The sequence below is a fragment of the Mesorhizobium sp. NZP2234 genome (assembly GCF_013170765.1).
GTDB classification, from domain to species: Bacteria; Pseudomonadota; Alphaproteobacteria; order Rhizobiales; family Rhizobiaceae; genus Mesorhizobium; species Mesorhizobium loti_D.
Genome location: NZ_CP033364.1, coordinates 3,159,079 through 3,181,602, shown reverse-complemented (window position 1 = coordinate 3,181,602; position 22,524 = coordinate 3,159,079). Strand labels below are relative to the sequence as shown.

General features: G+C 64.5%; 22 protein-coding genes. 5 read left to right on the top strand and 17 right to left on the bottom strand.

Translation table 11 applies throughout. The features are described from left to right. Positions 1-85: 85 nt before the first annotated feature. Positions 86-1,699, bottom strand: coding sequence for an extracellular solute-binding protein (locus EB230_RS15705; RefSeq protein WP_172373123.1), 1,614 nt, complete (start codon positions 1,697-1,699; stop codon positions 86-88). A 357-nt stretch (positions 1,700-2,056) separates the two neighbouring features. Between EB230_RS15705 and EB230_RS15700 the strand changes: the two genes are divergently transcribed. Beyond that, positions 2,057-3,085: a LacI family DNA-binding transcriptional regulator gene (locus EB230_RS15700; RefSeq protein ID WP_056571709.1), complete on the top strand. Its 1,029-nt coding sequence runs from the start codon at positions 2,057-2,059 to the stop codon at positions 3,083-3,085. Between the two features lie 42 nt (positions 3,086-3,127). Here EB230_RS15700 and EB230_RS15695 read toward each other — a convergent pair whose 3' ends face one another. The 7 genes from EB230_RS15695 to EB230_RS15665 all read right to left on the bottom strand — a co-directional run bounded on the left by EB230_RS15695 (position 3,128) and on the right by EB230_RS15665 (position 9,677). After that, positions 3,128-4,147, bottom strand: a complete 1,020-nt coding sequence (locus EB230_RS15695; RefSeq protein WP_172373112.1) for an aliphatic sulfonate ABC transporter substrate-binding protein — start codon at positions 4,145-4,147, stop codon at positions 3,128-3,130. 31 nt (positions 4,148-4,178) lie between these two features. Continuing rightward, a complete protein-coding gene (locus tag EB230_RS15690) occupies positions 4,179-5,051 on the bottom strand; it encodes an ABC transporter permease (RefSeq protein WP_081294887.1) in 873 nt (290 codons plus the stop codon). A 10-nt stretch (positions 5,052-5,061) separates the two neighbouring features. Further along, a complete protein-coding gene (locus tag EB230_RS15685) occupies positions 5,062-5,898 on the bottom strand; it encodes an ABC transporter ATP-binding protein (protein WP_172373110.1) in 837 nt (278 codons plus the stop codon). Between the two features lie 14 nt (positions 5,899-5,912). Beyond that, positions 5,913-6,239, bottom strand: a complete 327-nt coding sequence (locus EB230_RS15680; protein ID WP_056571701.1) for a ferredoxin family protein — start codon at positions 6,237-6,239, stop codon at positions 5,913-5,915. Continuing rightward, entirely contained in the window at positions 6,236-7,861 is a 1,626-nt protein-coding gene (locus tag EB230_RS15675) for an FAD-binding protein (protein WP_172373108.1), read from the bottom strand. Before EB230_RS15675 ends, EB230_RS15680 begins: the two co-directional genes overlap by 4 nt. A gap of 39 nt (positions 7,862-7,900) precedes the next feature. Continuing rightward, positions 7,901-8,497, bottom strand: a complete 597-nt coding sequence (locus EB230_RS15670) for a thioredoxin family protein (protein WP_172373106.1) — start codon at positions 8,495-8,497, stop codon at positions 7,901-7,903. Positions 8,498-8,735: 238 nt separating this feature from the next. After that, positions 8,736-9,677, bottom strand: coding sequence for an ABC transporter substrate-binding protein (locus EB230_RS15665; RefSeq protein WP_172373104.1), 942 nt, complete (start codon positions 9,675-9,677; stop codon positions 8,736-8,738). A gap of 179 nt (positions 9,678-9,856) precedes the next feature. Here EB230_RS15665 and EB230_RS15660 point away from each other — a divergent pair, with 179 nt between their 5' ends. Then, positions 9,857-11,983: a TonB-dependent hemoglobin/transferrin/lactoferrin family receptor gene (locus EB230_RS15660; protein ID WP_172373102.1), complete on the top strand. Its 2,127-nt coding sequence runs from the start codon at positions 9,857-9,859 to the stop codon at positions 11,981-11,983. Positions 11,984-11,985: 2 nt separating this feature from the next. Next, entirely contained in the window at positions 11,986-13,071 is a 1,086-nt protein-coding gene (locus tag EB230_RS15655; RefSeq protein ID WP_172373100.1) for a siderophore-interacting protein, read from the top strand. A gap of 51 nt (positions 13,072-13,122) precedes the next feature. Here EB230_RS15655 and EB230_RS15650 read toward each other — a convergent pair whose 3' ends face one another. The 9 genes from EB230_RS15650 to EB230_RS15610 all read right to left on the bottom strand — a co-directional run bounded on the left by EB230_RS15650 (position 13,123) and on the right by EB230_RS15610 (position 21,534). Further along, a complete protein-coding gene (locus EB230_RS15650) occupies positions 13,123-13,575 on the bottom strand; it encodes a DUF126 domain-containing protein (protein WP_172373098.1) in 453 nt (150 codons plus the stop codon). Continuing rightward, a complete protein-coding gene (locus EB230_RS15645; RefSeq protein ID WP_172373096.1) occupies positions 13,572-14,822 on the bottom strand; it encodes an aconitase X in 1,251 nt (416 codons plus the stop codon). Before EB230_RS15645 ends, EB230_RS15650 begins: the two co-directional genes overlap by 4 nt. A 73-nt stretch (positions 14,823-14,895) precedes the next feature. Further along, complete coding sequence (locus EB230_RS15640) at positions 14,896-15,963, bottom strand: ABC transporter ATP-binding protein (protein WP_172373094.1); 1,068 nt, start codon at positions 15,961-15,963, stop codon at positions 14,896-14,898. Continuing rightward, a complete protein-coding gene (locus EB230_RS15635; protein ID WP_056571677.1) occupies positions 15,963-16,751 on the bottom strand; it encodes an ABC transporter permease in 789 nt (262 codons plus the stop codon). The genes EB230_RS15640 and EB230_RS15635 overlap by 1 nt, the downstream gene beginning before the upstream one ends. Continuing rightward, entirely contained in the window at positions 16,751-17,614 is an 864-nt protein-coding gene (locus EB230_RS15630) for an ABC transporter permease (protein ID WP_172373092.1), read from the bottom strand. Before EB230_RS15630 ends, EB230_RS15635 begins: the two co-directional genes overlap by 1 nt. A gap of 66 nt (positions 17,615-17,680) precedes the next feature. Then, a complete protein-coding gene (locus EB230_RS15625) occupies positions 17,681-18,742 on the bottom strand; it encodes an ABC transporter substrate-binding protein (RefSeq protein WP_056571672.1) in 1,062 nt (353 codons plus the stop codon). Positions 18,743-18,781: 39 nt separating this feature from the next. After that, on the bottom strand, positions 18,782-19,759 hold the full coding sequence (locus EB230_RS15620) for a PfkB family carbohydrate kinase (protein WP_172373090.1): 978 nt from the start codon (positions 19,757-19,759) through the stop codon (positions 18,782-18,784). After that, entirely contained in the window at positions 19,756-20,805 is a 1,050-nt protein-coding gene (locus EB230_RS15615; RefSeq protein WP_172373088.1) for an ADP-ribosylglycohydrolase family protein, read from the bottom strand. The genes EB230_RS15620 and EB230_RS15615 overlap by 4 nt, the downstream gene beginning before the upstream one ends. 3 nt (positions 20,806-20,808) lie before the next feature. After that, entirely contained in the window at positions 20,809-21,534 is a 726-nt protein-coding gene (locus tag EB230_RS15610; protein ID WP_056572142.1) for a GntR family transcriptional regulator, read from the bottom strand. A gap of 185 nt (positions 21,535-21,719) precedes the next feature. Between EB230_RS15610 and EB230_RS15605 the strand changes: the two genes are divergently transcribed. Then, positions 21,720-21,977 carry a hypothetical protein gene (locus EB230_RS15605; protein ID WP_172373086.1) on the top strand — a complete coding sequence of 86 codons (258 nt, stop codon included), beginning with the start codon at positions 21,720-21,722 and terminating at the stop codon, positions 21,975-21,977. A gap of 136 nt (positions 21,978-22,113) precedes the next feature. Beyond that, the gene (locus EB230_RS15600; protein WP_056571660.1) at positions 22,114-22,407 is read left to right on the top strand and encodes a hypothetical protein; all 294 of its coding nucleotides are present in this window, start codon (positions 22,114-22,116) and stop codon (positions 22,405-22,407) included. The last annotated feature ends 117 nt before the right edge of the window (positions 22,408-22,524 follow it).

Here is a 22,524-nt window from a genome sequence, read left to right as displayed (position 1 = left end):
GGGTCCCACTTTTTCGGGATCATGCTCTGGTGCGGAGGGGAAGAGCTTTCGCCCCTCCCCTCCGGCTCTGATCCAGGGAGACGGATCAGCTGATCGGATCGAGAACGGTCGGCCAGGCCTCCTTGTTGGTTCTGATGGCTTCGAGCAATTTGTCCTCGCCGATCCGCCGGGCGATCTTCTTCCACTCGGCTTCGGTGTCGGCCATCGCCTGTTCAGCGGTCTTGGCCTTGGTCAGCGAGGCCATGAGGTTTTCGTCCAGGGCGTTGTGGAAGGCGGTGGCGCCGGGATAGTTGATGGTCGGCACCGTGCGGGCGACGGTCTCGCGCACCACATCCATGTGGTAGGCATGATAGGTCTGGCGCACCAGCGGATCGGAGAAATCCGAAAGCCGGAACGGATCGAGATAGCCGCCGGGATTGGCGCTCATCCAGGCATAGATGCGGGCCGAGCCCAGCCATTGCAGCAGGAGGTAGGCGACTTCCTGGTTTTTCGACTGCGACGAGACCATGCCGGTCAGCGAGAACCACAGCACCGAGCGGCTGATCAGTTTGCCGTCGATCTCGCGTCCCGGCGGCAGCATCGTGCCGATCTTGCCGGTGACGGCCGAATCCTTGTTGCCGGCATTGTCGAGGAATTTCGGCAGATTGGAGAAGGCGCAGGTCATTGCGGCACCCCCCTTGGCGAAATTGCCATACTGCTCCGGCCAGCCCCATGAGATCGCATCCGGTGAATGATGGACGAGCGATTCCACATATTCGTTGGTGGCGGCGATGCCGTGTTCGGAATTGATCAGCGGCTTGCCGTCGTCGCCGAACAGGAACTGGTTGGGCGAGGCCATCGAGACATAGCGCTGGTACCAGTTGGTGTAGCCCCAACCCTGGTTGCGCAGGTCGGTCGAGCCGAACAGGCCCTTGTCGGGGCGCTGGAAGAAGGCGGCGATGTCGCTGTGCTGCTTCCAGGTCTTCGGCGGCGCCAGGTCGTAGCCGTATTTGTCCTTGAAGGCCTTCTGCTCGGCGGCGTCGCCGAACAGGTCGGTGCGGTAGACCCAGGTCTGGAAGTCGCCGTCGAGCGACACGCCATAGTTCGAGCCGCGATATTTGTTGAGCAGCGACACGCCCTTGGCGCCGTCGACATAGCCGGTCTTGGGATCGTCCCACTCGGGCTTGTACTGGGCGACGAAGTCGTCCAGCTTGGCGATGCCGCCGGTCTCGGCGAGGTCGCCGAGGCGGTTCCATTCGGTTGAATAGATGTCGTAGGCCCCACCCTTGGTGGAGATATCCTGCATCGTCTTGGTGAATTCCTGGCCGTTCGGCAGGCCGACGATCTCGATCGGAATGCCGGTTTCCTTTTCCCACAGCTCCTTGATCGATGGCGCGCCGGCCGGGAAAGGCTGCGTCAGCTGGCCGATCGAGCCGTCCGACAGGCCGAGCACGATTCTAGCCGGCGCCTTGCCTGCGCCCTTCAGCGCCTTGGCGGCCTCGATGGCGCGGCCTTCCGGTGTGTCCGCGCCGTATTGATAACGCTCGGCGCCCTCGAAACCGGTCGGGCCGCCGATCATGCCAGGCGCCAGCGCGTCGGCCGCAAAGGCGCGGCCGGGACGAATGAATTGCGGTGCGATGCCGGCCGCGGCCACGAACGCCGCCGCCTTTCCTCCGGACGCCAGCAATCGGCGTCGCGATATGCGGATCAGATCAGACATTGGAATTCCTCCCTCAGGGCTCAATGTTTCCTCCACGAGCCCATGAGGGATATTGACGGCAGTATCGGAAGGCTGTCAACATCATAAATAATCAAAACACCTCACAACATCGCAATAAGGCGAGGAAATGCGTCATACCAAGGTCCATGCATCGCTCCTGATGCCTCGAATTGATGGGAAATGTGCTTTCCCATCCCGGCTCCGAACCGTCAGGCGACCTGATTTAGCCCGGCGGCTTGCGCTTCGGCCAAGGCCGGATACATCATTTCCCATCAGAATCGCGGATAGCGGGTGCCGTCGCCATCATGCCGGCGGCCGGCATTGCACGATCTTGATGCATTGAGGAGATGAAAGACGGTGCGTTCCACCCTGACTGACATAGCCCGGGAAGCTGGCGTTTCCGCAGCCACCGTCGACCGCGTGCTCAACAACCGTCCCGGCGTGCGGGCGCGCACGCGCGACATCGTGCTCGAAATGGCGCAGCGCCTCGGCTACATCGCCGAAAGTCCGAACGGGGCACCGCCGAGGCCCTCATCCGGCGAGGTCATGAGGCTCGACTTCGCGCTGCCGGCCGGCACCAACTCCTTCATCAAGATGCTGCACCGCCACATCGAGGCACAGGCCCTGGCGCGCCCCGATCTCGACGTGCACATCGCCACGATTGAAGGCTTCAATCCAGACCGGCTTGCCCGTCTGCTGCAGGATCTGCGCGGCCAGACGCAAGGCGTCGGCGTCATCGCGCTAGACCATCCAACGGTACGCGAGGCGATCCGCTCGCTGTCGGCCAATGACGTCAAGGTGGTGACCATCGCCTCCGACATCCTGCATGTGCCGAGGGTCGCCTATATCGGCATCGACAACCGTGCCGCGGGTCGCCTGGCCGGCTATCTGCTCAAGCGTTTCATGGGCCCGGAACGTCCCGGCAAGGTGGCGCTGTTCGCCGGCTCGCTGTCTTATCGCGGCCATGAGGAACGCGAGATGGGGTTCCGGCACATATTGACCGAGGAATCCCCCAATCTCGAGATCGTCGAGATGCGCGAGATGCTCGACGACCGCGAAAAGGCCTATTCGGAGGCATCGGCGCTTCTGGAGCGGCACCCCGACCTTGCCGCGATCTACAATGTCGGCGCCGGCAACACCGGCATCGCACGCGCGCTCAAGGAGCGCGGCCGTGCGCAATCCATGGTCTTTCTCGGCCATGAGGTGACGGACGGCACCAAGGACCTGCTGCTCGACGGCACGCTCGACGCGGTCATCGACCAGAACCCGCGCGTCGAGGCCCGCGAAGCACTCAACACCTTGACCCATGCGGTCCGGGGGCTCCCCTATGAATTGCACCAGCCCAGGCTGCAGGTGATCTTCAAGGAGAACATCCCGGAAATCTGACGGATCGGGACGAGCGGCGCAGCGCCGCCCGACGCTTCTGACTTACTGGACGGCGGCGACCTGCGCGGCGGCGGCGTCGACGAAACTCTTGTCGACCCATTTGCCGTAGTCGATCGAACCCTTCAAAAGCCCGGCGCCAGCCATGAATTTCTCCTCGCCCTTCAAGGCGTCGATGGCGTCGTCGGTGAGTTTGGGATCCTGGTGGAACACGCCGTCGGCATAGGTCTTGCGCACTGACTTCTCCGACGATTTGGTCGCCTCGACAAAGATCTTGATCGTCTCGTCGGGATGCGCGTCGGCCCAGCGCGAAATCTCGATATCGACCTTCAGCAGCCGCTTGACCAGGTCGGGATATTTCGCCGCGAAAGCGCCGTTGACCGAGATGACGTTGGGCACGTTCCACTCCGGATGCGTGCTTGTGTCGAACAGCACCCGCGCCTCGCCGGTGTCGACCAGCTTGGCCGCTGTCGAGTCCGTCTCGACGATGGCGTCGATGTCGCCGCGCAATAGCGCGGGGCCGGAGGCCTCGAAAGGCAGGTTCAGCCCCTCGACGTCATTCGTGGTCAGGCCGACGCTGTTCAGCGCCTTGCTGAAATTCGAATGCCTCACCGTGCCGGTGAGATAAGCGACCTTCTTGCCCTTGAGGTCCTGCAGGGTCTTCAGCGGCGAGTTGGCCTTGACGACGACGTAGGAGCCGCCCGCCCTGACATAGCTCGACAGGCCGATCAGCTTGACATCGGCGCCGGACGCGGCGACGCGCAGCGCCGGGTTGTTGCCGGTATAGGTCACCTCGATGGCGCCGGTGGCCAACGCCGTCGTCGCCTCCGAGCCGCCATTGAAGGTCACCAATTCAACCTTGATGCCGTCCTTGGCGAATTCCTTGTCCCACCAGCCATCCTTCTGGGCGAGGATGAATTTGAGATGCCCGGGCGCGGTGCTGCCGATGCGGATCACATCGGGCTTGTCCTGCGCGAAGGCGGGCATGCCGCCAAGGCCGATGACGACGGCAATGGCGCCCTTCAGGAGCAGCCGGCGAAATCCATCGAATGCGATGCTGGTCATGGGAAAATCCTTCCTGATTGGAATGAATGGCTTAAATGAGCGAAGACTCGGACTGGCCTTTCCAGGCGGTCGCCCAGCGCTCGAACCAGACGAGCAGGTAGTTGACGGTCAGCCCGATGACGGTGAGCGTCAGGATGCCGGCATACATGTCGCCCGTCTCCATCATCAGCTGCGAGTTCTGGATGAGGAAGCCGAGGCCGGATTTGGCCGCCAGCATCTCGGCGCCGATGACAGCGAACAGCGAGGATTTGACCGCCAGCCGCGCGCCGGCGACGATCGAGGGAATGCTGGCCGGCAGGATGACTTTGCGGAACAGGTCGAAGTCGGACGTGCCCATCGAGCGTGCCGCCTTGATCAGCAGCGGATCGACCGATTTGACGCCGCTGATCGTGTTGACCAGCAGGAAGAACACCGAGGAGTAGAAGGTGATGGCCACCTTCGATTCCTCGCCAATGCCGAGCAAAAGAATGAACACCGGCAGCAGCGCGAATTGCGAGGTGTTGCGCAGCGTCTGCACCAGGAGGTCGCTGACCTTCTCGAACAGCGCATAGCGTCCCATCAAGAGGCCGAGCGGAATGGCCACCACCACGCCGAGCGCGAAACCGATCGCGGCGCGCTGCAGGCTGATGCCGATATGTTCGATCAGCACGCCCGAGGCGAGCAGGTTCCACCACGCCACCATCACCTCGCTCAGCGGCGGAAAGAAGATGCGGTTGAGCCAGCCGAGCCGCGGCGCGATCTCCCACAGCAGGAAGAACAGGCCGAGCAGCGGCAAGCCGTAGACGAAAGTGCCGAAATGCGCGCTCTTCCTTCGGGCCTTGGCGGCGCGGCCAGCCCTTGGCGCCGCCCCGGCAACGCCGCGAAAACCGATGGCGGGGCCAAGCTTTTCGGTCAGGTAGGCCATGGCTAGCTCCTCAATGGCTGAAGGCTGGCGACAGCGTCCAGTCCTTCTGTGCCTTGTTGACCTCGTCGCGCAGCACGTCCCAGACGCGGGCGCGGTAATCGTTGAAGGCGGTGCTGGCGCGGATGTCGCCGTCGCGTGGCCTCGGCAGGGCGATGTCGATGATCTCCTTGACCGCGCCTGGCCGCGCGGTCATCACCACCACCCGGTCGGCGAGGAAGATCGCCTCGTCGATGGAGTGGGTGACGAAAATGACCGTCGTCTTGATCTTGCCCCAGATCCTGAGCAGTTCGCCCTGCAGCAGTTCGCGCGTCTGCTGGTCGAGAGCGGCGAAGGGCTCATCCATCAACAGCACTTCAGGGTTGCTGGCCAGCGCCCGCGCGATTGCCACGCGTTGCTGCATGCCGCCGGACAACTGGTTTGGGAAACGGTCCTCGAAGCCGGCAAGACCGAACAGCGACAGCAGGTGACGGGCGGTGGCCGTACGCTCCGCCTTGGCGACGCCGCGCACCTCCAGCGCGTATTCGATGTTGGCCAGCGCCGTGCGCCAGGGGAACAGCGCATACTGCTGGAAGACATAGCCGGTCTTGGGATCAGGCCTGGTGATCCGCCTTCCGTCGAGCTGGACGTCCCCGCCGGTCGCCTGCGTCAATCCGCCGATGATGTCGAGCAGCACCGATTTGCCGGAGCCGCTCGGCCCGACCAGCGTGATGAACTCGCCCTTGCGGATGGACAGATCGACGCCGTCGAGCACGGTGACGCGATCGGTCGCCTCGCCGTCGACGGTGACGAACTGCCCCGGCTTGAGCTGGAAGGTTTTCTTGATGTCGCTGACGACGATGCGGTCCATGATCTTGTCCCCTCCTATTGCGCCACGCGGATGTGGTGCGTCGGGTCGAATTCCGAGCCGCCGGCCTTGCCCCGCTTCCAGCCGAGCGCGCGAGCATAGGAGCCGAACAGAAGCCGCCCCTCGACTTCCGCCTCGCTGATGCCGGTCGGCCCTTCGGCGAATTCGGCCACGTAAAGCGCATCGGTCGGGCAATAGATCTCGCACAGGAAGCAGGTCTGGCAGTCGTCCTGGCGCGCGATAATGGGGGCGCCGTTGTCAGTCGCGTCGAAGACATTGGTCGGGCATACCTTGACGCAGATGTCGCACTCGATGCAGCGCGTGGCGGAGACGATCTCGATCATGAAGCCAGCTCCGCGAGCCGCTCCGGCGCGCCGGCAATGCGGAACGCGTCGACGCCGGTGATCACCAGCCGGTGCGCCAGATCAGGGCTCTTGCCAGGCACATCGGTGCGGCGGTGCATGCCGCGGCTTTCGGCGCGATGCAGCGCGGCAGCCACCGACCAGCGCCCGGTCGCGGCGATCGATGCCGCCTCGCGTGTGCGGACCCGATCCAGCCCCTCGCCCTGCAGATGGTCGCGCACATCGCGCCAGACGCTCTCCAGCCGCTCCCGGCTTTTATCGAGACCGGCACCGCTGCGGAAGAAATTCCCCTCGAGCGGCGTCACCTCGTTGCGCACGGCGTCGATCACCTCACCTGCCGCAATGTCGGCGCGCGGCGATGCTGCCGGCCTCAAGCCGGCCTGGCCGAGCGATTGCACGATGCCGCGAAACGCCTTGCCGCCGCGACGCTTGGCATGGATCGAGGCGCCCTTGCCCGCCCACCAGCCGCTGGCCAGCGCCCAGGATGAGTTGACGGCGCCGCCGCCGGAAACCGCGCCGGTCATGATTTCGCGGCTGGCCGCGTCACCGGCTACATAGAGGCCGGGCACGCCGGTGGCGCAATCGTCGGAGACGATGTCGACGCCGCCCGTGCCGCGCACCGTGCCTTCGGCGCGCAAGGTGATACGGAACAGCTCGGTGAACGGGTCGATGCCGGCGCGGTCGTAGGGCACGAAGCAATTCGGCTGGCCCTGGCGCAGCCAGCCCTGCAGCGCCGGCTCGGCCTGGTCGAGCCGCGCATAGACCGGACCATCGATCAGCGCGCGCGCCACTTCTTCCTCGCGGGAGCCAATGCCGTTGCGCAACGGCTCGCCTGTCGGCCCGAGGATCGGCGAACCATCCTCGCGATGGAACGAGGCCCAGCGGAACGGCAACCCCTTGTTGAGCGAGGAGCCGTACGGTGCCAGCGTGTATTTGCCGGTGAACTCCATGCCCGACAGGCTGGCTCCGGCCTCCGCCGCCATCAGATAGCCGTCACCGGTCAGGCCGGTGCCGCCGAGGATGCGCTCGCGGAAAGCGCAGCCGCCGGTCGCCAGTACCACTGCATTGGCATCAACGCGCCAGTCATGACCCGCCTGCCGGGCAACGCCGGCGGCACCGACGATGGCATCGCCGTCCGAAAGCAGTTCGAGTGCCGGGTGATGGTCGAGCACGGTGACACCGGCCAGAAGCACGCGGCGGCGCATGAAGCGCATGTAATCGGGACCGCGCAGATTGGCGATGTAGAGCCGGCCGTCCTCCTCGCTGGGGAAGGGATAACCCCATTCGGAAAGCCTGAGCAGGTTGCGGTAGGCAGTGTCGACGCAGCGCAGCATCCAGCGCTGGTCGGCGAGCTCGCCGGTGCGCTGCCAGCGCCGCTCGACCACGGCATGCCTGTTGTCGCCCGGCGGCACGCACCATGTGCCTGTGTTGGACGGCGCGGTGGCGCCGCTGGTGCCGAGATAGCCCTTGTCGGCCAACACAACCTTGGCGCCGCTCTCAGCCGCCGCGACCGCCGCCCAGGCCGCGGACGGCCCGCCGCCGAGCACCAGCACATCGGCCTGCAGATGCAAGCTGTCGGACACGGATCGTTGTGGTTGGGGCATGGCTACTCGGCGATCGATTCAAGGCAGGCCGCGGCCGCTTCAGGCGGCGCGGGCCGCGCCCGCGAACCACACCGGCTCATTGCCGGCGCTCCATTTGATGTTGCAGCCGATCGACGGCACCTGATCGGCCGCGGGCCTGCCGCCCTCCAGCACCGTATCGACCGCGGCGCGCAGATCCGCACCCGTCACCGGCTTGCCATTGCCCGGCCGCGCATCGTCGAACTGGCCGTGATAGGCCAGCCGGCGATCGGCGCCGAACAGGAAGAAATCAGGCGTGCAGGCCGCGCCATAGGCCTTGGCCGTCTGCTGCGAGGCGTCCTTGAGATAGGGGAAGGAATAACCGAATTTCTCGGCTTCCTCACCGATGCGGGCGAGCGTCTCCTCGCGGTGTGCCTCATGGTCGTTGGCGTTGATCGCCACCACCTGCAGCCCCTTGGCCGCATAATCCCTGGCGAAGGCGGCGAGTTGCTCGCGGATCAGCACGACGAACGGGCAGCGGTTGGAGATGAAGGCGACGAGCAGGGCCGGCCTGGCGTCGAAATCGGCCAGCCGGTGCAACACGCCTTGCGCGTCGGGCAACAGGAAATCCGCCGCCTTGGTGCCAAGCTCGATCGGATTGGACTCTGTCTTCGGCATCGATGCGCTCCCTTTTCCACCTGTCTCACGGGCCATGCTACGGGCGTGCTGGACGCCCGCAGTTAGTCTATGAATTTAGTAGAATTATAGGCTGGAGAACGCGTTTACGGTCAACCGCGAGGACTAGAATATCGTGCCAATGTTCCGGCCCGGACCGGCAAGTTTGTGCGGGAAGCAGGCAATCCGGAGAAATCCGGCGAATGAGGCGCCATCTGCGGATCAAGGGTTGGTGCCGGCATCACCCTTCCGGATAAAGCGCCTTCGCCAGGTCGCGGATCGCATCCGATGTGCGCGGGCCAAAGCCGATCATGTAGGCGCCGTCGAGCACGATCAGCGCCTTGTTGGCCGCCGCTGGCGTGGCCGCCAGCGCGCGGTTTGAGAAGACGTGCTCCGGCGTCGGCCCGCCCTTGCCGTCGCTCATCATCAGGATCACATCGGGCGCCATCTCCACCAGTTTCTCCTCCGAGGCCGCCTTGTAGCCTTGCACGACATCCATCGGATTGAGGCCGCCGGCATAGCGGATGATGGCGTCGGCCGCGGTGCCGGTGCCGGCGGCGCTCAACTTCACCAGCCCGTGGAAGAACACCACCTTCTTGCGCCGCTCCAGCGGGATTTTCTCGGATAGCTCGGCGGCGGCCTTGAAGGCGGCGAGCACCTCGGCGGAAACCGCCTTGCCCTTGTCCTCGAGCCCGAGCGAGGCGGCAATCAGCGTGATCTTGCGATCAATGCCTTCTGGCGTGTTGTCCTGCGGGACGAAGACGATCGGGATCGCGAGCGACATCAGCACCTCCACCGCTTCCGGCGGCCCGCTGTCCTCGGCCGCCAGGATCAGATCGGGACGCAGGCCCGCCAGCCCTTCCACCGAAAGCTGGCGGCGATAGCCGACATTGGGCTTCTCGGTCACCTCGGGCGGATACTTGCTGCCCCGGTCGACCGCGATGATGCGCTCGCCGGCGCCAAGCACATGGACGATCTCGGTGACATCGGAGCCAAGCGTCAGGATTCTCGTTGCCGGCCCCGGCGCGACAGTTCGTCCCAGCGCATCGACAACGCTCTCGGCGGCCAGCGCCTTGAAGCCGCAGGACGGTGCCAGCACCGACAGCACCAGAAACAGCACCGCCAGGATCCTGCCCGGCTGGAACCATGGACTCCGCCTGCCCTCGCCTACGCTGCCCTGCATCGTTCACTCCTGTCCATTTGCCTTCTCGATGATTGGCTTGGCCTATAAATTTAAAGTTGACTAATGTCATCATGTTTTAATATGTGACCTCTGCCCGGACCGTTTGGTCGAGGGATTCCAATCATGCCAGCCAGGGCCGTTCAGCCACCGCCAGCAGTTTGCATTTGCTTGGGGCTTGCATGACAACGACAACAAACACGACCTTGATGGCCAGCACCGCGCTCGCCTTCGTACTCGGCCTCTGCGCCGTGCCTTTCGCCAATGCGCAGGAACAGGAACAGGAGAAAAAGGCGGCCGCCAAGAGCGACCGCCTGGCGCCGGCCAGTGCCAGGCAGAGCCAGCCCGCGACCATGCTCGACGTGATCACCATCTCGGCGACGATGATCAAGACCGCCGTCATCGAATCGATGGCCGCCATCAGCGCCGTCGACCAGGATGAGCTTGACCGCATTCAACCCGACACCGCCGCCGACATTTTCCGCACCACGCCCGGCGTCGCCGCCTCGATGAATGGCGACGACCCTGCGACCGCCATCAACATTCGCGGCCTGGAACAGTATGGCCGCGTTGTCGTCACGCTCGACGGCGCCCGCCAGGATTACTGGCGCGTCGGCCATGGCTCCGGCTCGTTCTATGTCGAACCCGACCTGATCAAGGAAGCCACCGTCATTCGCGGCCCGGTGTCGAACGCCTATGGTTCGGGCGGCATCGGTGGCGTCGTCTCCTTCGAGACCAAGGACGCCGGCGATTTTCTCAAGCCGCAGGAGAGTTGGGCCCTGAGCGAGAAGCTCGGCTATGAAGACAATGGCGACGGCTTCACCACCAGCACCACCGGCGCTTACCGATTCAGCGATGATGCCGACATCATCGGCAACCTCATCTATCGCGACCGCGACAGCTACACCGACGGCAATGGCGACACCGTGCCATGGACCGGCGAGCGCGTGACAAGCGGTTATCTGAAGACGACGCTGCGTCCGGCCGACGGCCATGAGCTGAAGCTCGGCGCCATCCTGCAGCGCTATAACGACCAGATCACCGGTTCGAGCGGCTCGACCTCGCCGACACTGAGCCGCTACGACACCAACACGACCAACCAGACCTACACCGCCGCCTACACCTGGAAGCCTGACGACAACGACCTGATCGACCTCAGCGCCAACGCCTATCACAACCGCACCCGCGCCGAGCAGACGCAGGCCTGGCCCACCTCGGCGATCGGCAATTTCCGCTTCTATGATGTCGCGACATCAGGCTTCAACGTGAAGAACTCCTCGCGCTTCGACGCCTGGGGCATCGCCCACACGCTGACCTATGGGCTCGACTATTATTATCTCGAGGCCTCGTCTGAAGCCGCGCATTTCGGCGCCGGTGAACAGCAGGGCTATGGCGGCTTCCTGCAATGGCAGGGCGACTACGAGAACTGGCTGCAGGTGATCACGGCCCTGCGCTATGACGGCTACCAGCTCGATGGCGAGACCCGCTCGGTGCCGCCGGAACAGGCGTCGATCTCCGGCGACCGCTGGTCGCCGCGCCTGACCGTCGGTGTCACGCCGTTCGAAGGCTTCCAGCTCTACGGCACCTACTCCGAAGGCTACCGGGCACCGGGCCTGCAGGATGTCTTCCGTGGCGGCGGCGCGCATGGCGGGGCCGACTCCTACCGGCCCAATCTCCTGCTGCAGCCCGAAACGGCGAAGAACTGGGAGGCCGGTATCAACGTGAAGTACGACGATGTGCTGACGGCGGGCGACCGGCTGCGCGCCAAGGTCAACGTCTTCCACACCGATGTCGAGGACTACATCGACGTCGACCTCACCGTCCTGCCGCGCACGGCAATCAACATCGGCGACGCGCGCCTCAGGGGTGTCGAGGCCGAGATGGTCTACGACCATAACTGGGGTTTCGTGAACCTCGCAGGCGCGCTGATCGACGCCAAGGTCGTCAGCGGCGTCTATTCCGGCCAGGCCTTGAACAACACGCCGCTCGACCGCTTCTCGGCCACGATCGGCTTGCGCATGCTGGAGGATCAGCTCACCATTGGCGCGCAATATCTCAGCGTCGGCAAGATCACCCGCACCAGCCGCACCAATCCCAACGCCGTGCCGGTGGTCGATGACGGTTTCGACCTCGTCAATGTCTTCGCCAACTGGACCATCAACGACAATCTCAAGCTCGATTTCGGCGTCGATAACGTCTTCAACACCGCCTACACCGACCCGCAAAGCGCATGGTCGACCACGGCTGCAACGGAACAGGGCAAGGGCCGCACCTTCAAGCTGGCCCTCACCGGCAGGATCGGAGGATGACAATGAGCGAAGCATCGATGCATGAACTTGCCTGCGAGGCGCGGCTCAACCTGAAGCGCCTGCCGGACTACATGGACAGCATCAGCGACAGGCTGCGGAGCTTCGAGGCCGATGCCTCGCATGATGGCCGGCGCATCGATTTCCGCTTTGCCTTTGGCGGTGCCTCCATCGACATGGAGCAGTTGGTGATGCGGGCCAACGCGCCCGACCGCGACGGGCTCGCCCGCATCAAGGACCTGCTCGCCACGGCGGTCCAGGTCTACGCCAGGGAGGAAAACCCGGAGATCGTCTGGACCGGCGATCTCTCTGGCGAAACCAGCCTCGCCCAGTTCCGCGAGATGACGGTAAGAGAGGTTCGTGACCTCACCCCGCATATGCGCCGCATCCGTCTTGCCGGCCAGGACCTCGGTCGTTTCGCCAAGTTCGGCGGCATGCATATCCGCATGCTGTTCGCAACCGGGGAAGTGCCCGATCCGCTGTGGCCGATGCTCGGCGACAATGGCCTGCCGGCCTGGCCCGCTGACGACCGGCGCCCGGTGGCGCGCGTCTACACCATCCGCGCGCTAGACGTCGCCAGGGGCATCATGGATGTCGATTTCCTCGTCCACCCCGGTGACAGCGTCGGCTCCGCCTGGGCCACGCAGGCTGCGGCCGGGATGAAGGTCGGCATCATGGGACCGGTCGGCCGTCCGGTGCGGCAGGCTGAGTGGTACGTCATGGGATCGGACGAAACCGGTCTTCCCGCGCTGGCGCGGCTGCTGGAAACGCTGCCGGCGCAAACCAGGGGCGTCGCCTTTGTCGAAGTCGCCGACGAGCGCGAGAAGCAGGAGATCGACAACGCCACGGGCATCGAACTGCACTGGCTGACAAGGGACGGCGTGCCGGCGGGCGAGGACAAGCTGCTCGCCGAGGCCGTCCGCTCGGTGGCATGGCCACAGGACGGCTCGACCTTCGGCTGGTTCGCGGCGGAAGCCGGTGCCGCCAGGATCGTGCGCGAATATTGGCGCGACACGCTGGGGTTGGGCCGGGACCGGACGCTGGCAGCGGCCTATTGGCGGCGCGGGGCCGCGGGGCTGATGGCTGGGTGAGATTTGAGGTCTGTCTGATGGCAGTAAGCTGACAAGCGTTGGCGCTGACTTTCAACGATTTTCTCGGACCCTGCTGACGATCGCCCCGCCATCCGGCCCGATAGCGATAGCAATCCGGTCACCAGGAACAATCTCAGCTATTTCACACACCACCAGCGGCATATGGATATCGTAGAGAAACTCCGCCACGATCGCGCCAACCGCCAGGATCGGGTCCGGCCGCTCCAGAACAATGCCGGCCGGCGCCGTGCCACGACGGATCGCTTCGGCTAGCACCGAGGAGGACGACGACGACCCCCGCCCGCTCGGCATGACCAGGATCTTGCCGGCCACGTTCTGGCCAAGGCCAGGATGCGAGTGATCGATGATCTCGCCGGTCTCGGCGTCGATGCCGCCCCAGAAACTGAGCGCCTGCGAAAACACCAAAGCCAGGCCTTCGGCCTCGCCGGCGAGTTGGAAAGCGCCCGGCCATTCGACAACTCCACTTGCAGCCGATCGCGTCATGAACCACTCCTCACGACATGCCCGACCGCGGCGGAGCGGATGCAATCCCTCATGTCGGCGAAGGCGACGGTTACGCCGATATTGCCCGGCGCGTAATGCGCCCATTTGCCGGAGTTGGTCATCACCACACCGTCGAGCCGCTCGAGAATCGCGGTCACATAGGTGCAGGTGTCGGCGACCGGGATCAGGCCGAACGCTTCCATGCCTGTGAGCATGCCCTCCTCCTGCAATCGTGTCAGCGTCGCGCGGCCGGTGTTGACGTAGATCGGGATGCCCTTGCCAGGTGCTGCCTCGCGCAGCACCGGCAACAGGCGCATCCATTCCTCATGCGAGAAATGCGGCGTGCCGAGCGACACCGCCGCCAGCGGCGCTCCTTCCGGCACCATAGACAGCCTGGCCAGCGCATCATCGATATCGGCGCGGGTGACGATGATCGTCTCTTCGGGGACTTGGCCGTGCAACGCTTCGTCGAGCGTCCCCGCTTCCGGCGTGATGCCGACCGCATGGAACAGCGCTACGGCGCCCGTCGTCGCGGCGGCCGCGCCCAGCGCCTTCAACTGATCCTCGTCGCGTGGCTTCGGCAGGCCCGATATGACCGGAATGCGGTCGCCACTGGCTTGCCCGATGATCAGCCCGACGCCGACGAACAGGCTGTCGCCTGGTTCGGCCTTGGCGATGTTCAACTTGAACAGGATGCGGCCACGCCGGTTCTCGCTCAGATGCAGGCCCCAGGCTGGCGCGCGCGCGGTCATGGCGCAGCACAGATCGATGAAATCGCCATAGCGGTTGGTGCGCGCGCCGATCACCGAATTGGCGAAAACGATGGCGTTGGATTCGCCCCAGGCGATCTGCTGGCCGAATTCGGGCCGGAAGCGCGTCTGATAGGGCGCACAGGTGAAGGTCGCCTGGCAGCCGAGTTCCAGATGCGCCTTCATCAGCCGCCGCGCCGGCACCTCCTCGGCCGCCGGCATCTTCACCATGCCCGGATGGATGAGATCGAACGAGCCGACATTGAGCGTCGTCGGCACCTGCACGCGCCCGCCGCCCTCGACCAGCCGTTCGACGAAATCGAGCCCGGCCTTGCCGTGATAGAGGCAGCCATCGATATGGGCACCCGAAATGTCGAGCAGGCCACGCGCGCCGATCGCGTTGGAAAAGGCGACGAGGATTTTCATGGCGGCGGCCGCGGATGGGCCTTGCTCGCCGTCGAGCATGGATCGGTCCTGCGCGGTCAGTTCAAGCGTCATCGGAATGCTCCGGACTTATGCCGGGCTATGCTGTTCCTTATTGCCCGCTGTCTGGCAAGAGCGAGAACGAGGATCAGCTCGCCGCGATCAGCACCGTGCTTTCCGGCGACCAGCGCAGCACCACATCCTGACCCTCCGCCAGCCTCTCAGCGCCGGTGTTCTGCACGATGACCTTCAACGTCTGGCCGGCGCGCTTGACAAAGTAGGTGCTGTTGTTGCCGGCGAAGATGCGCTTGGAGACCTGACCCTTCAGCATGTTCGCATTGGCCGCATCGGACGCCCCGCCATCCGTGGCAATGCGAATTCGCTCGGGCCGCACGGCGCAGCTCGCCTTGGCGCCGGCGGCAAGCGTTGCGCCCACGCCAGCGGCGATCGCCGTGCCGTCCGGCAGCCGGATGCCGTTGCCGGTCGAGTCGCCGCGAAAGATGTTTGCGTCGCCGAGGAAGGTGGCGGCGAACTCGCTTTTCGGCCGGTCGTAGATTTCCTCCGGCGGCCCCTCCTGTACCAGGCGGCCGTCGCGCAATATGCCGATGCGGTCGCTCATCGTCAGCGCTTCTTCCTGGTCGTGGGTGACGAAGATGGTGGTGATGCCGATCTCGCGCTGGATGCGCTTCAACTCGATCTGCATGTCAACGCGCAGCGCCTTGTCGAGCGCGCCGAGCGGCTCGTCGAGCAACAGCACACGCGGCTTGGTGACGATCGCGCGGGCAAGCGCCACACGCTGGCGCTGGCCGCCGGAAAGCTGGTGCGGGCGGCGCGTGCCAAGCTTGCCAAGCTGCACCAGGTCAAGCGCGCGCTGCACCTCTGTGGCAATCACCGCCTTGGCCTCACCGCGCACCGACAGGCCGAAGGCGACATTGTCGGCGACGCTCATATTGGGAAACAGCGCGTAGTTCTGGAACACCATGCCGATGCGGCGCTTTTCGACCGGCACGCGCTCGACGCTCTCGCCGCCGATGGAAATACGGCCGCTGTCGGGAAAATCGAAACCGGCGATTTGCCTGAGCAGCGTGGTCTTGCCGCTGCCCGATGGTCCGAGCAGCGCGTAGAAGCCGCCATCGGCGAAATCGATGGAGACATCGTCCAGCGCCTTGTGCGCGCCGAAGCTGCGGGAGACGTTCGCGACCTGGACGCCAGCCATTATTTCTCTCCGCCGAATTTGAAGAAGCGCGCCGTGAGCAGCATGAGCGCCATGGACACGACAATGATGATGGTCGAGACCGCGTTGATCTCAGGCGTGAAACCCTTGCGGATCGCGGCGTAGATTTCGACCGGCAGCGTCGTCTGGCCGGGTGTCGAGAGGAAGTAGGAAACGACGAACTGGTCGAACGACACGGCAAATGCAAACAGCCCACCGGCGATGACGCCCGGCATGATCCAGGGCAGCGTGACGCGATTGGTCACCTGCCACTGGTTGGCGCCGAGCGAGCGTGCCGCCTCTTCCAGTTCCGGCGCGAAAGTCTGCAGCCGGGCCGAGACGACGACGATGACATAGGGCAGCGCCAGCGCGACATGGCCGAGCAGGATGGCGAACAGGCCCCGCCCGATGCCGACGCCGAAGAAGAAGATCAGCATCGCCGTGCCCGTGATCAGCCACGGAATGGCGATCGGTGGAAACAGCAGCGCCTGCAGCACCTTCTTGCCGCGGAAATCATAGCGAAAAAGCGCCAGCGACGCCGCCGAGCCGAGCACCACGCTGATGAGCGTGGTGATGATTGCGATCTCCAGGCTGTTCCAGGTGGCCGCGATCAGCTGGTCGTTCTGCCACAGCGAGGCATACCATTCCGTCGTCCACTCGAACGGCAGTTGGTAAAAGGGCGAGACGTTGAACGACATCAGCGCCATGATGATGATCGGCAGATAGAGGAAGGCGAGCAGCAGGAAGATATAGATCCGGCCGAACCATTCGAGGATGCGGGTCGTCATCATCAAGCGGCCCTCCGCAACACAGGCGAGGCGATCGCCAGGATGACCAGCACGACCGCCAGCAGGATGAAGGACAGCGCGGCACCCAGCGGCCAGTTGAACACGGCGACGAACTGATCCTCGATCACCGTGCCGTAGAAGGTGCCGGTGCGCCCGCCAAGGATGCGCGGCTCCATGAACGAGCCGACGACGGGAACGAAGATGAGCGCGGCCCCCGCCACCAGACCGGGCATCGACAGCGGGATGATCACGCGCTTGAGCACCTGCAGCCGCGAGGCGCCGAGCGAACGACCGGCCTCGATCAGCGAATCGTCGATCGCCTGCAAGGTGAGATAACAGGTCAGCACCATGTAGGGCACGTAGGAGTGCACAAGGCCGATGATGACGGCGGGATAGGAATACATCAGATCGATGTTGATCTTGAACGGCAGGACGGCATTGAGCGCCGTATCGAGGATGCCACCCTCGCGCAGCACCATCGCCCAGGAGAATATCCGCACCAGCCCGTTCGACCAGAACGGCAGGATGACCAGCAGGAAGATCGCCTCGCGGCTGCGGCCTTTCAGCACCTTGGCCAGCACATAGGCGGCGGGATAGCCGATGAGGATGCACCATAGCGTCACTTCCAGGCCGAGCCTGAGCGAAGCGAGCAGCAGCGTTAGATAGAGGCTCTGCGAGAAGAAGGCGGCATAGTTGCCAAGCGTGAAAGCCCAAGGCTTCTCCGTCAGCGGCAGGTCGGTCATGAAGGAGAAGAAGACCATGGCAGAGAGCGGCAGGAAGATCGCCACCGTCAGCCAGATATAGGCCGGCGCCAGCAGCGGCAGGGCCGATCTCAGCCCGCTGCGCGGCGCACCCTGCGCTGCCATGATAAGCCTCCTCCCCAGGATTGAGGGACCAGCCGGCGCGAACCGACGGCTGGTCCGGACGTAGACCTACTTCACGTCGACCTTGAGCTGCTGCCAGAGCGCCAGGTAAGCCTCGCGCTGCGCGTCGGTGATCGGCGCCTGGAACTGGATGCGCTTGGCGACCTCTGGATCGCCCATCACCTTGCGGTTGAAGGCATCCTCGGGCAGAGCGTCCACCGCCTTGGTGTTGGCGGAGACCGGGGCGCCGACCTTGGTGACCCATTCGACATAGAATTTCGGGTCGATCATCCAGTTGATGAAGGCCTGCGCACCCTCGACGTTCTTGGAGCCGACGGGAATGGAGAAGGCATCCAGCCAGGCGACGGCGCCCTCCTGCGGAATGACCAGGGAAACCGGCAGCTTGAAGTGCGTCTTGGCGCGGTCGGCCGAGCCGCTCCAGTAGGTGCCGATGTCGATCTGGTTGGAGGCGACCATCTGGTTCCAGTCGTTCTCCGAGCTCCAGAAGGTCTTGATCTGCGGCATCAGCGAGGTGAGCTTCGTCTTGACCGCATCCATATCCTTGATGTCGTTGATGTTCTGGCCGGTGGCGATGGCGCCGAACTGCACCGCCTCGACGGCGTCGTCGCGAATGACGACGCGGCCCTTGTGCGCGGGATCCCACATTTCGGCGATCGACGTCGGCGGCTTGTCGAAGGACTTTTCGTTGATGGCGAGCGCGGTCAGGCCCCACACCCACGGCACGCCATAGACCTTGCCGTCATGGTCGAGCATCGGCGAACCGGCCTTGTCCTTACTGATGTCGGCATAGTTCGGCAGCTTCGACACATCGATCGGCTGGATCAGCTTTTCCGCCATCGCCTGGTCGTTGAAGGCGGCGTTGATCATGACGACGTCGTAGAGGCCGGGATTGGTCCGGATCTTGGTCAGCATTTCCTGTTCGGAATTGAAGAAGTCGTTGACGACCTTGTTGCCGGTCGCCTTCTCGAAGGCCGCGACGGCCCATGGCTCGTCGGCGCCGTAGCCTTTCCAGTTGAGCACATGCACTTCGGCGGCACTGGCGGCCAGCGTGAGCGCGGTGGTGAAGACGGCGGTCGCCGTCAAGAGAGCAGTCAGTCTTGGCATGCGCATGTTGGTTCCTCTCTTTGTTTGCCCGCTTGGCGGGGCTTGTCAGGCTGTCTGATGGGCCTTGTGGTTCTGGCCCGGCGCGCCGGTCGCGGCGGCCTGGCTCAGGAAAGTCTGGATTTCGGCATCGTTCGGCGCCGATGAGCCGCCATGACGGGTCACCGAAATGGCCGCCGCCGCATTGGCGTAGCGCGCCGCCTCGAAAGGATGTGCACCCCGCGCCAGCGCGCTGACGAAAGCGCCGATATGGGTATCGCCGGCGCCATTGGTGTCGACGGCATCGACCTTGAAACCGGCAACGGTTTGCGCCGAACCGCCGGCCAGCCTGACATGGCAGCCCTTGGCGCCGGAGCGGATCACGACACCGGCCGCCCTTGGACAATGATCGGCGAGAAGCCGCGCCGCGAGGGTCTCGACATCGCCCTGGCCGGCGATCTCGGCGGCTTCCGCCATGTTGCAGCTCAGCCATGCCGAGCGGGCCAGCACACGCGCCAGGATCGGGCGTGGAATGTCTGAAATGACGGGCGTCGGGTCGAAGACAAAGGGAATGTTTTCCGGCAGCGCCTCGATCCAGTCGGCGAGTGCTTTGCGGCTGCCCGGGTAGCTCAGCGTATAGCCCGAGGTGAACACCCAGTCCCCCGGCGCTACTGATACCGGCGCCATCATGTCGAGGTTGAGAATGCTCTCCGCACCGGGCCATGACACGAAAGTGCGTTCGGCATCGCTCGAGATCATGGCGACGCAATTGCCGCTGTCCATCACGGGCGATGGCGGCGTCAGTGTTTCGATGCCCTCGGCGGCGAAGGCGGCGCGCAGGAAATCGCCATTCGGCCCGCTGCCGAGTTGGCCGCCAAACACCACTGTCATCCCGGTGCGGGTGGCCGCGACCATCATGTTGAAGCCGCCGCCTGCGACCTGCGCGTAGCTGGATGCCGTCTCCTCAGTGCCTGGCGCCGGCAAGGCGTCGATGCGGTAGACATAGTCGACCACCGCGCTGCCGATATGGACGAGACGCCCACTCATGCCGCGGCGTCCTTGCCGGAACCGGCTTTTGGTGCAAGGCCTTTGGACGTCCGCGCAGCGACAAGATCGGCGGCAAGCGCGCGAACATCCGTCATGTCGATCCCCCTGAGGCCGGCGACGCGTTCCCTTGGCAGCCGTGAAAAGCCGGTGCAGGCGCCGGCCATGCCGGCCGCGATGGCGCCGATCGTGTCGGTGTCGCCGCCGAGATTGGCGCTGATGACCGCCGCTTGCCATGGGTCACCATCGGCGACTTCCAGCACAGCGAAGGCCGCGGGAACGGATTCCTGGCTGGCAACGCCGGTGCCGACCAGATCGGTGATCAGCCGGATCGCATCCCTCATCACCTTGCCGCGCACCAGATCCTGCGCCCAGACGATACGCGCCGCGATGTCGCCGCCGGTCACCCAATGGCCAAGCGTCGCCCCTCGCCTCGCCGCCGCGACGCCGCTGTCGGATGCGGCGCGCCAGTCGCCGCCGGAAACGCCGTGGCTGACGGCGGCCGCGACGGCGGCAGCCGACGCTATGGCTATCGAGGTGTTGTGCGTCGCCCGGCACGTCTCGGCCACCTTGGCGACGAATGCATCGAGCGGTTCCAGCGGCATCATGATGCCGACCGGCGCGATGCGCATCGCCGCCCCATTGGTGTCGCCGCTACGTCCCGCCTCCTCGGCTGGCACGCCATTGTTGATGGCGTCGATGGCGCGCTTGGTCGATGGTCCCAGGAGATCGTAGCTGCCGCGCGCCTTGACCTCGCGCTCCCAGTCGAGCAGCGCGTTGACCCAGCGCGCATGGTCGAAGCGCTCGCCTGAAACAACCAGGATGCGGCCAAGCAGCAGCGCCTGTTCCGTATCGTCGGTGATGGTGCCGGCCGCGAGCCCCTTCGATACCGGATGATCGGCGAAGGGCGCGATGAAATCCTCGACATGGCCGTAGAGCTCGCCAATGCGCGCCGGCGACAAAAGCTGCGTCGGCATACCGAGCGCGTCTCCCAGCGCTCCGCCGACAAGCGCGCCCATGGCGCGATCAAGTGTGGTGTCGTCCGGCATCGCTCAGAACCTCATATGCAGCGCGAAATGCGCGGGATTGAGCAGGCTGGTGACATATTCGATCGGCCGGTCGTCGGCCGCACGCGTCAGCCGGCGGCCGCGCAGGAAGGGTGTACCTTGGGGGCAGCCCAGAATGGCGGCGTCCTCGGCGTTGAGCATCTCGATACCCACCCATTCCTCGCCATGGTCGGGGATCAGGCCGGCGCCGCGCAACGTCTGGTGCAGCGATCCCTCACGCAGGCCGCGCAGCGGCACGTCCTCAAGCTCCGGCGACAGCGGCAGGCGGCTGCGCTCGATGGAAATCGCATGGCCATCGCTGGCGTTGGTACGCACCCGGTCGACAGCGATGAAGAACGGGCTTTCGATGCCAAGCAAGGCTGCCAGATCCACGTCTTCGATGACTTCCAGCCGCAGCGTCCTGGTCTCGGCATTGGCGCCAGCATTGGCCAGCGCCCGCGACCAGCCGATGGCGTCGTCGACCGGCTTGCCGTCGAAGGTGACGAAGGAGCCGATGCCGACCTTGGTGGTGATCAGCCCGCGGCTGGACAGTTCCTCGAGGCCCTTGCGGACCGTGTTGCGACTGACGGAGAAGCGCTGGACGAGTTCGTTTTCGCTTTGCAGGCGGTCGCCGAAGCCGAGCAGGCCGGAACGGATTTCATGTTCCAGAACGGTCGCGATCTGCTCGGGCTTGCCCGTGCCGGGAGACAGTTGAACCGCGCGCCGCTTCATATTCATACCTGTTCAGTGAACCTGTATAATCCTGTTCAATATATGGTCACAAAACGCGTGTCAATGCGGTGCCGAGGGCAGATGGAGAAGGCAGCGAGTTCCCGGCCCCGGAAAATGTGGTGGAGAGCCGGACAACCGACCACTGGGCCCGACACTGTGATAGGTTCGCGCGTCGAAGGAGCACCATGTCCCATTCAACAGAGCATAAGAATCCCAAGCTGATCGGCGTGATTGCGTTCGATCGCGGCGAGGACGGGGACCTGTTTCCAGCCTTCGGCCCCGCCGACCAGCAAAGCGAAGACCGCGCCATACGCACGGCCAGGGCTTTGGCGGTTAAACACGCCGGCGTGATCGCCTGGAGCCGGGATGCCGACCCGACCCTTGGGGACTACGGCCCGCCGACCACGCTGTTTGTCAGCGGCGACGTCCCGGACATGGAATAATCCGGTAGCGCCCAGGCAGCCCAGAAGGAATAAAATCTGATTTTAATATTCGTTCACCTCAAGGAACTGTTTTCTCTCAATCCCGTTTGTCTTCAGGTCGTTTATTCCAATGACCTCGACAGAGAGGAATTCCCAGATGAACTTCAAGATGCTCACGATGGGCGCGATGGCGCTTGCTATGATGACTGGCTCGGCGTTGGCCGCTTCGGGGGGCAACACCTCCGCGCTCGACAATCCGGAGAAGATGGCACCCTTCTACACGGACTCAGGCATGAAGACGATGAAATCCGAAAAGGAATTCAAGGCCGCCTGGATGGCCATGAAGGAAGAAGACCGCGCAGGCATGATGAAGGAATGCAGCGACAAGGCCATTGCCAAGTCGCATGACAATTTCTGCAAGATGACCAAGCAGCTCGGCGGCGCAAACTGACCAGTCACGATTTGGGCGCATGCCGAAATCGAACAGCCGGAAGAAGGCGGGCCGAGTGTCCGCCTTTTCAGCGATACGTGGGACATCACGTCATCGTGGCTGGTGATTTACTTCGCG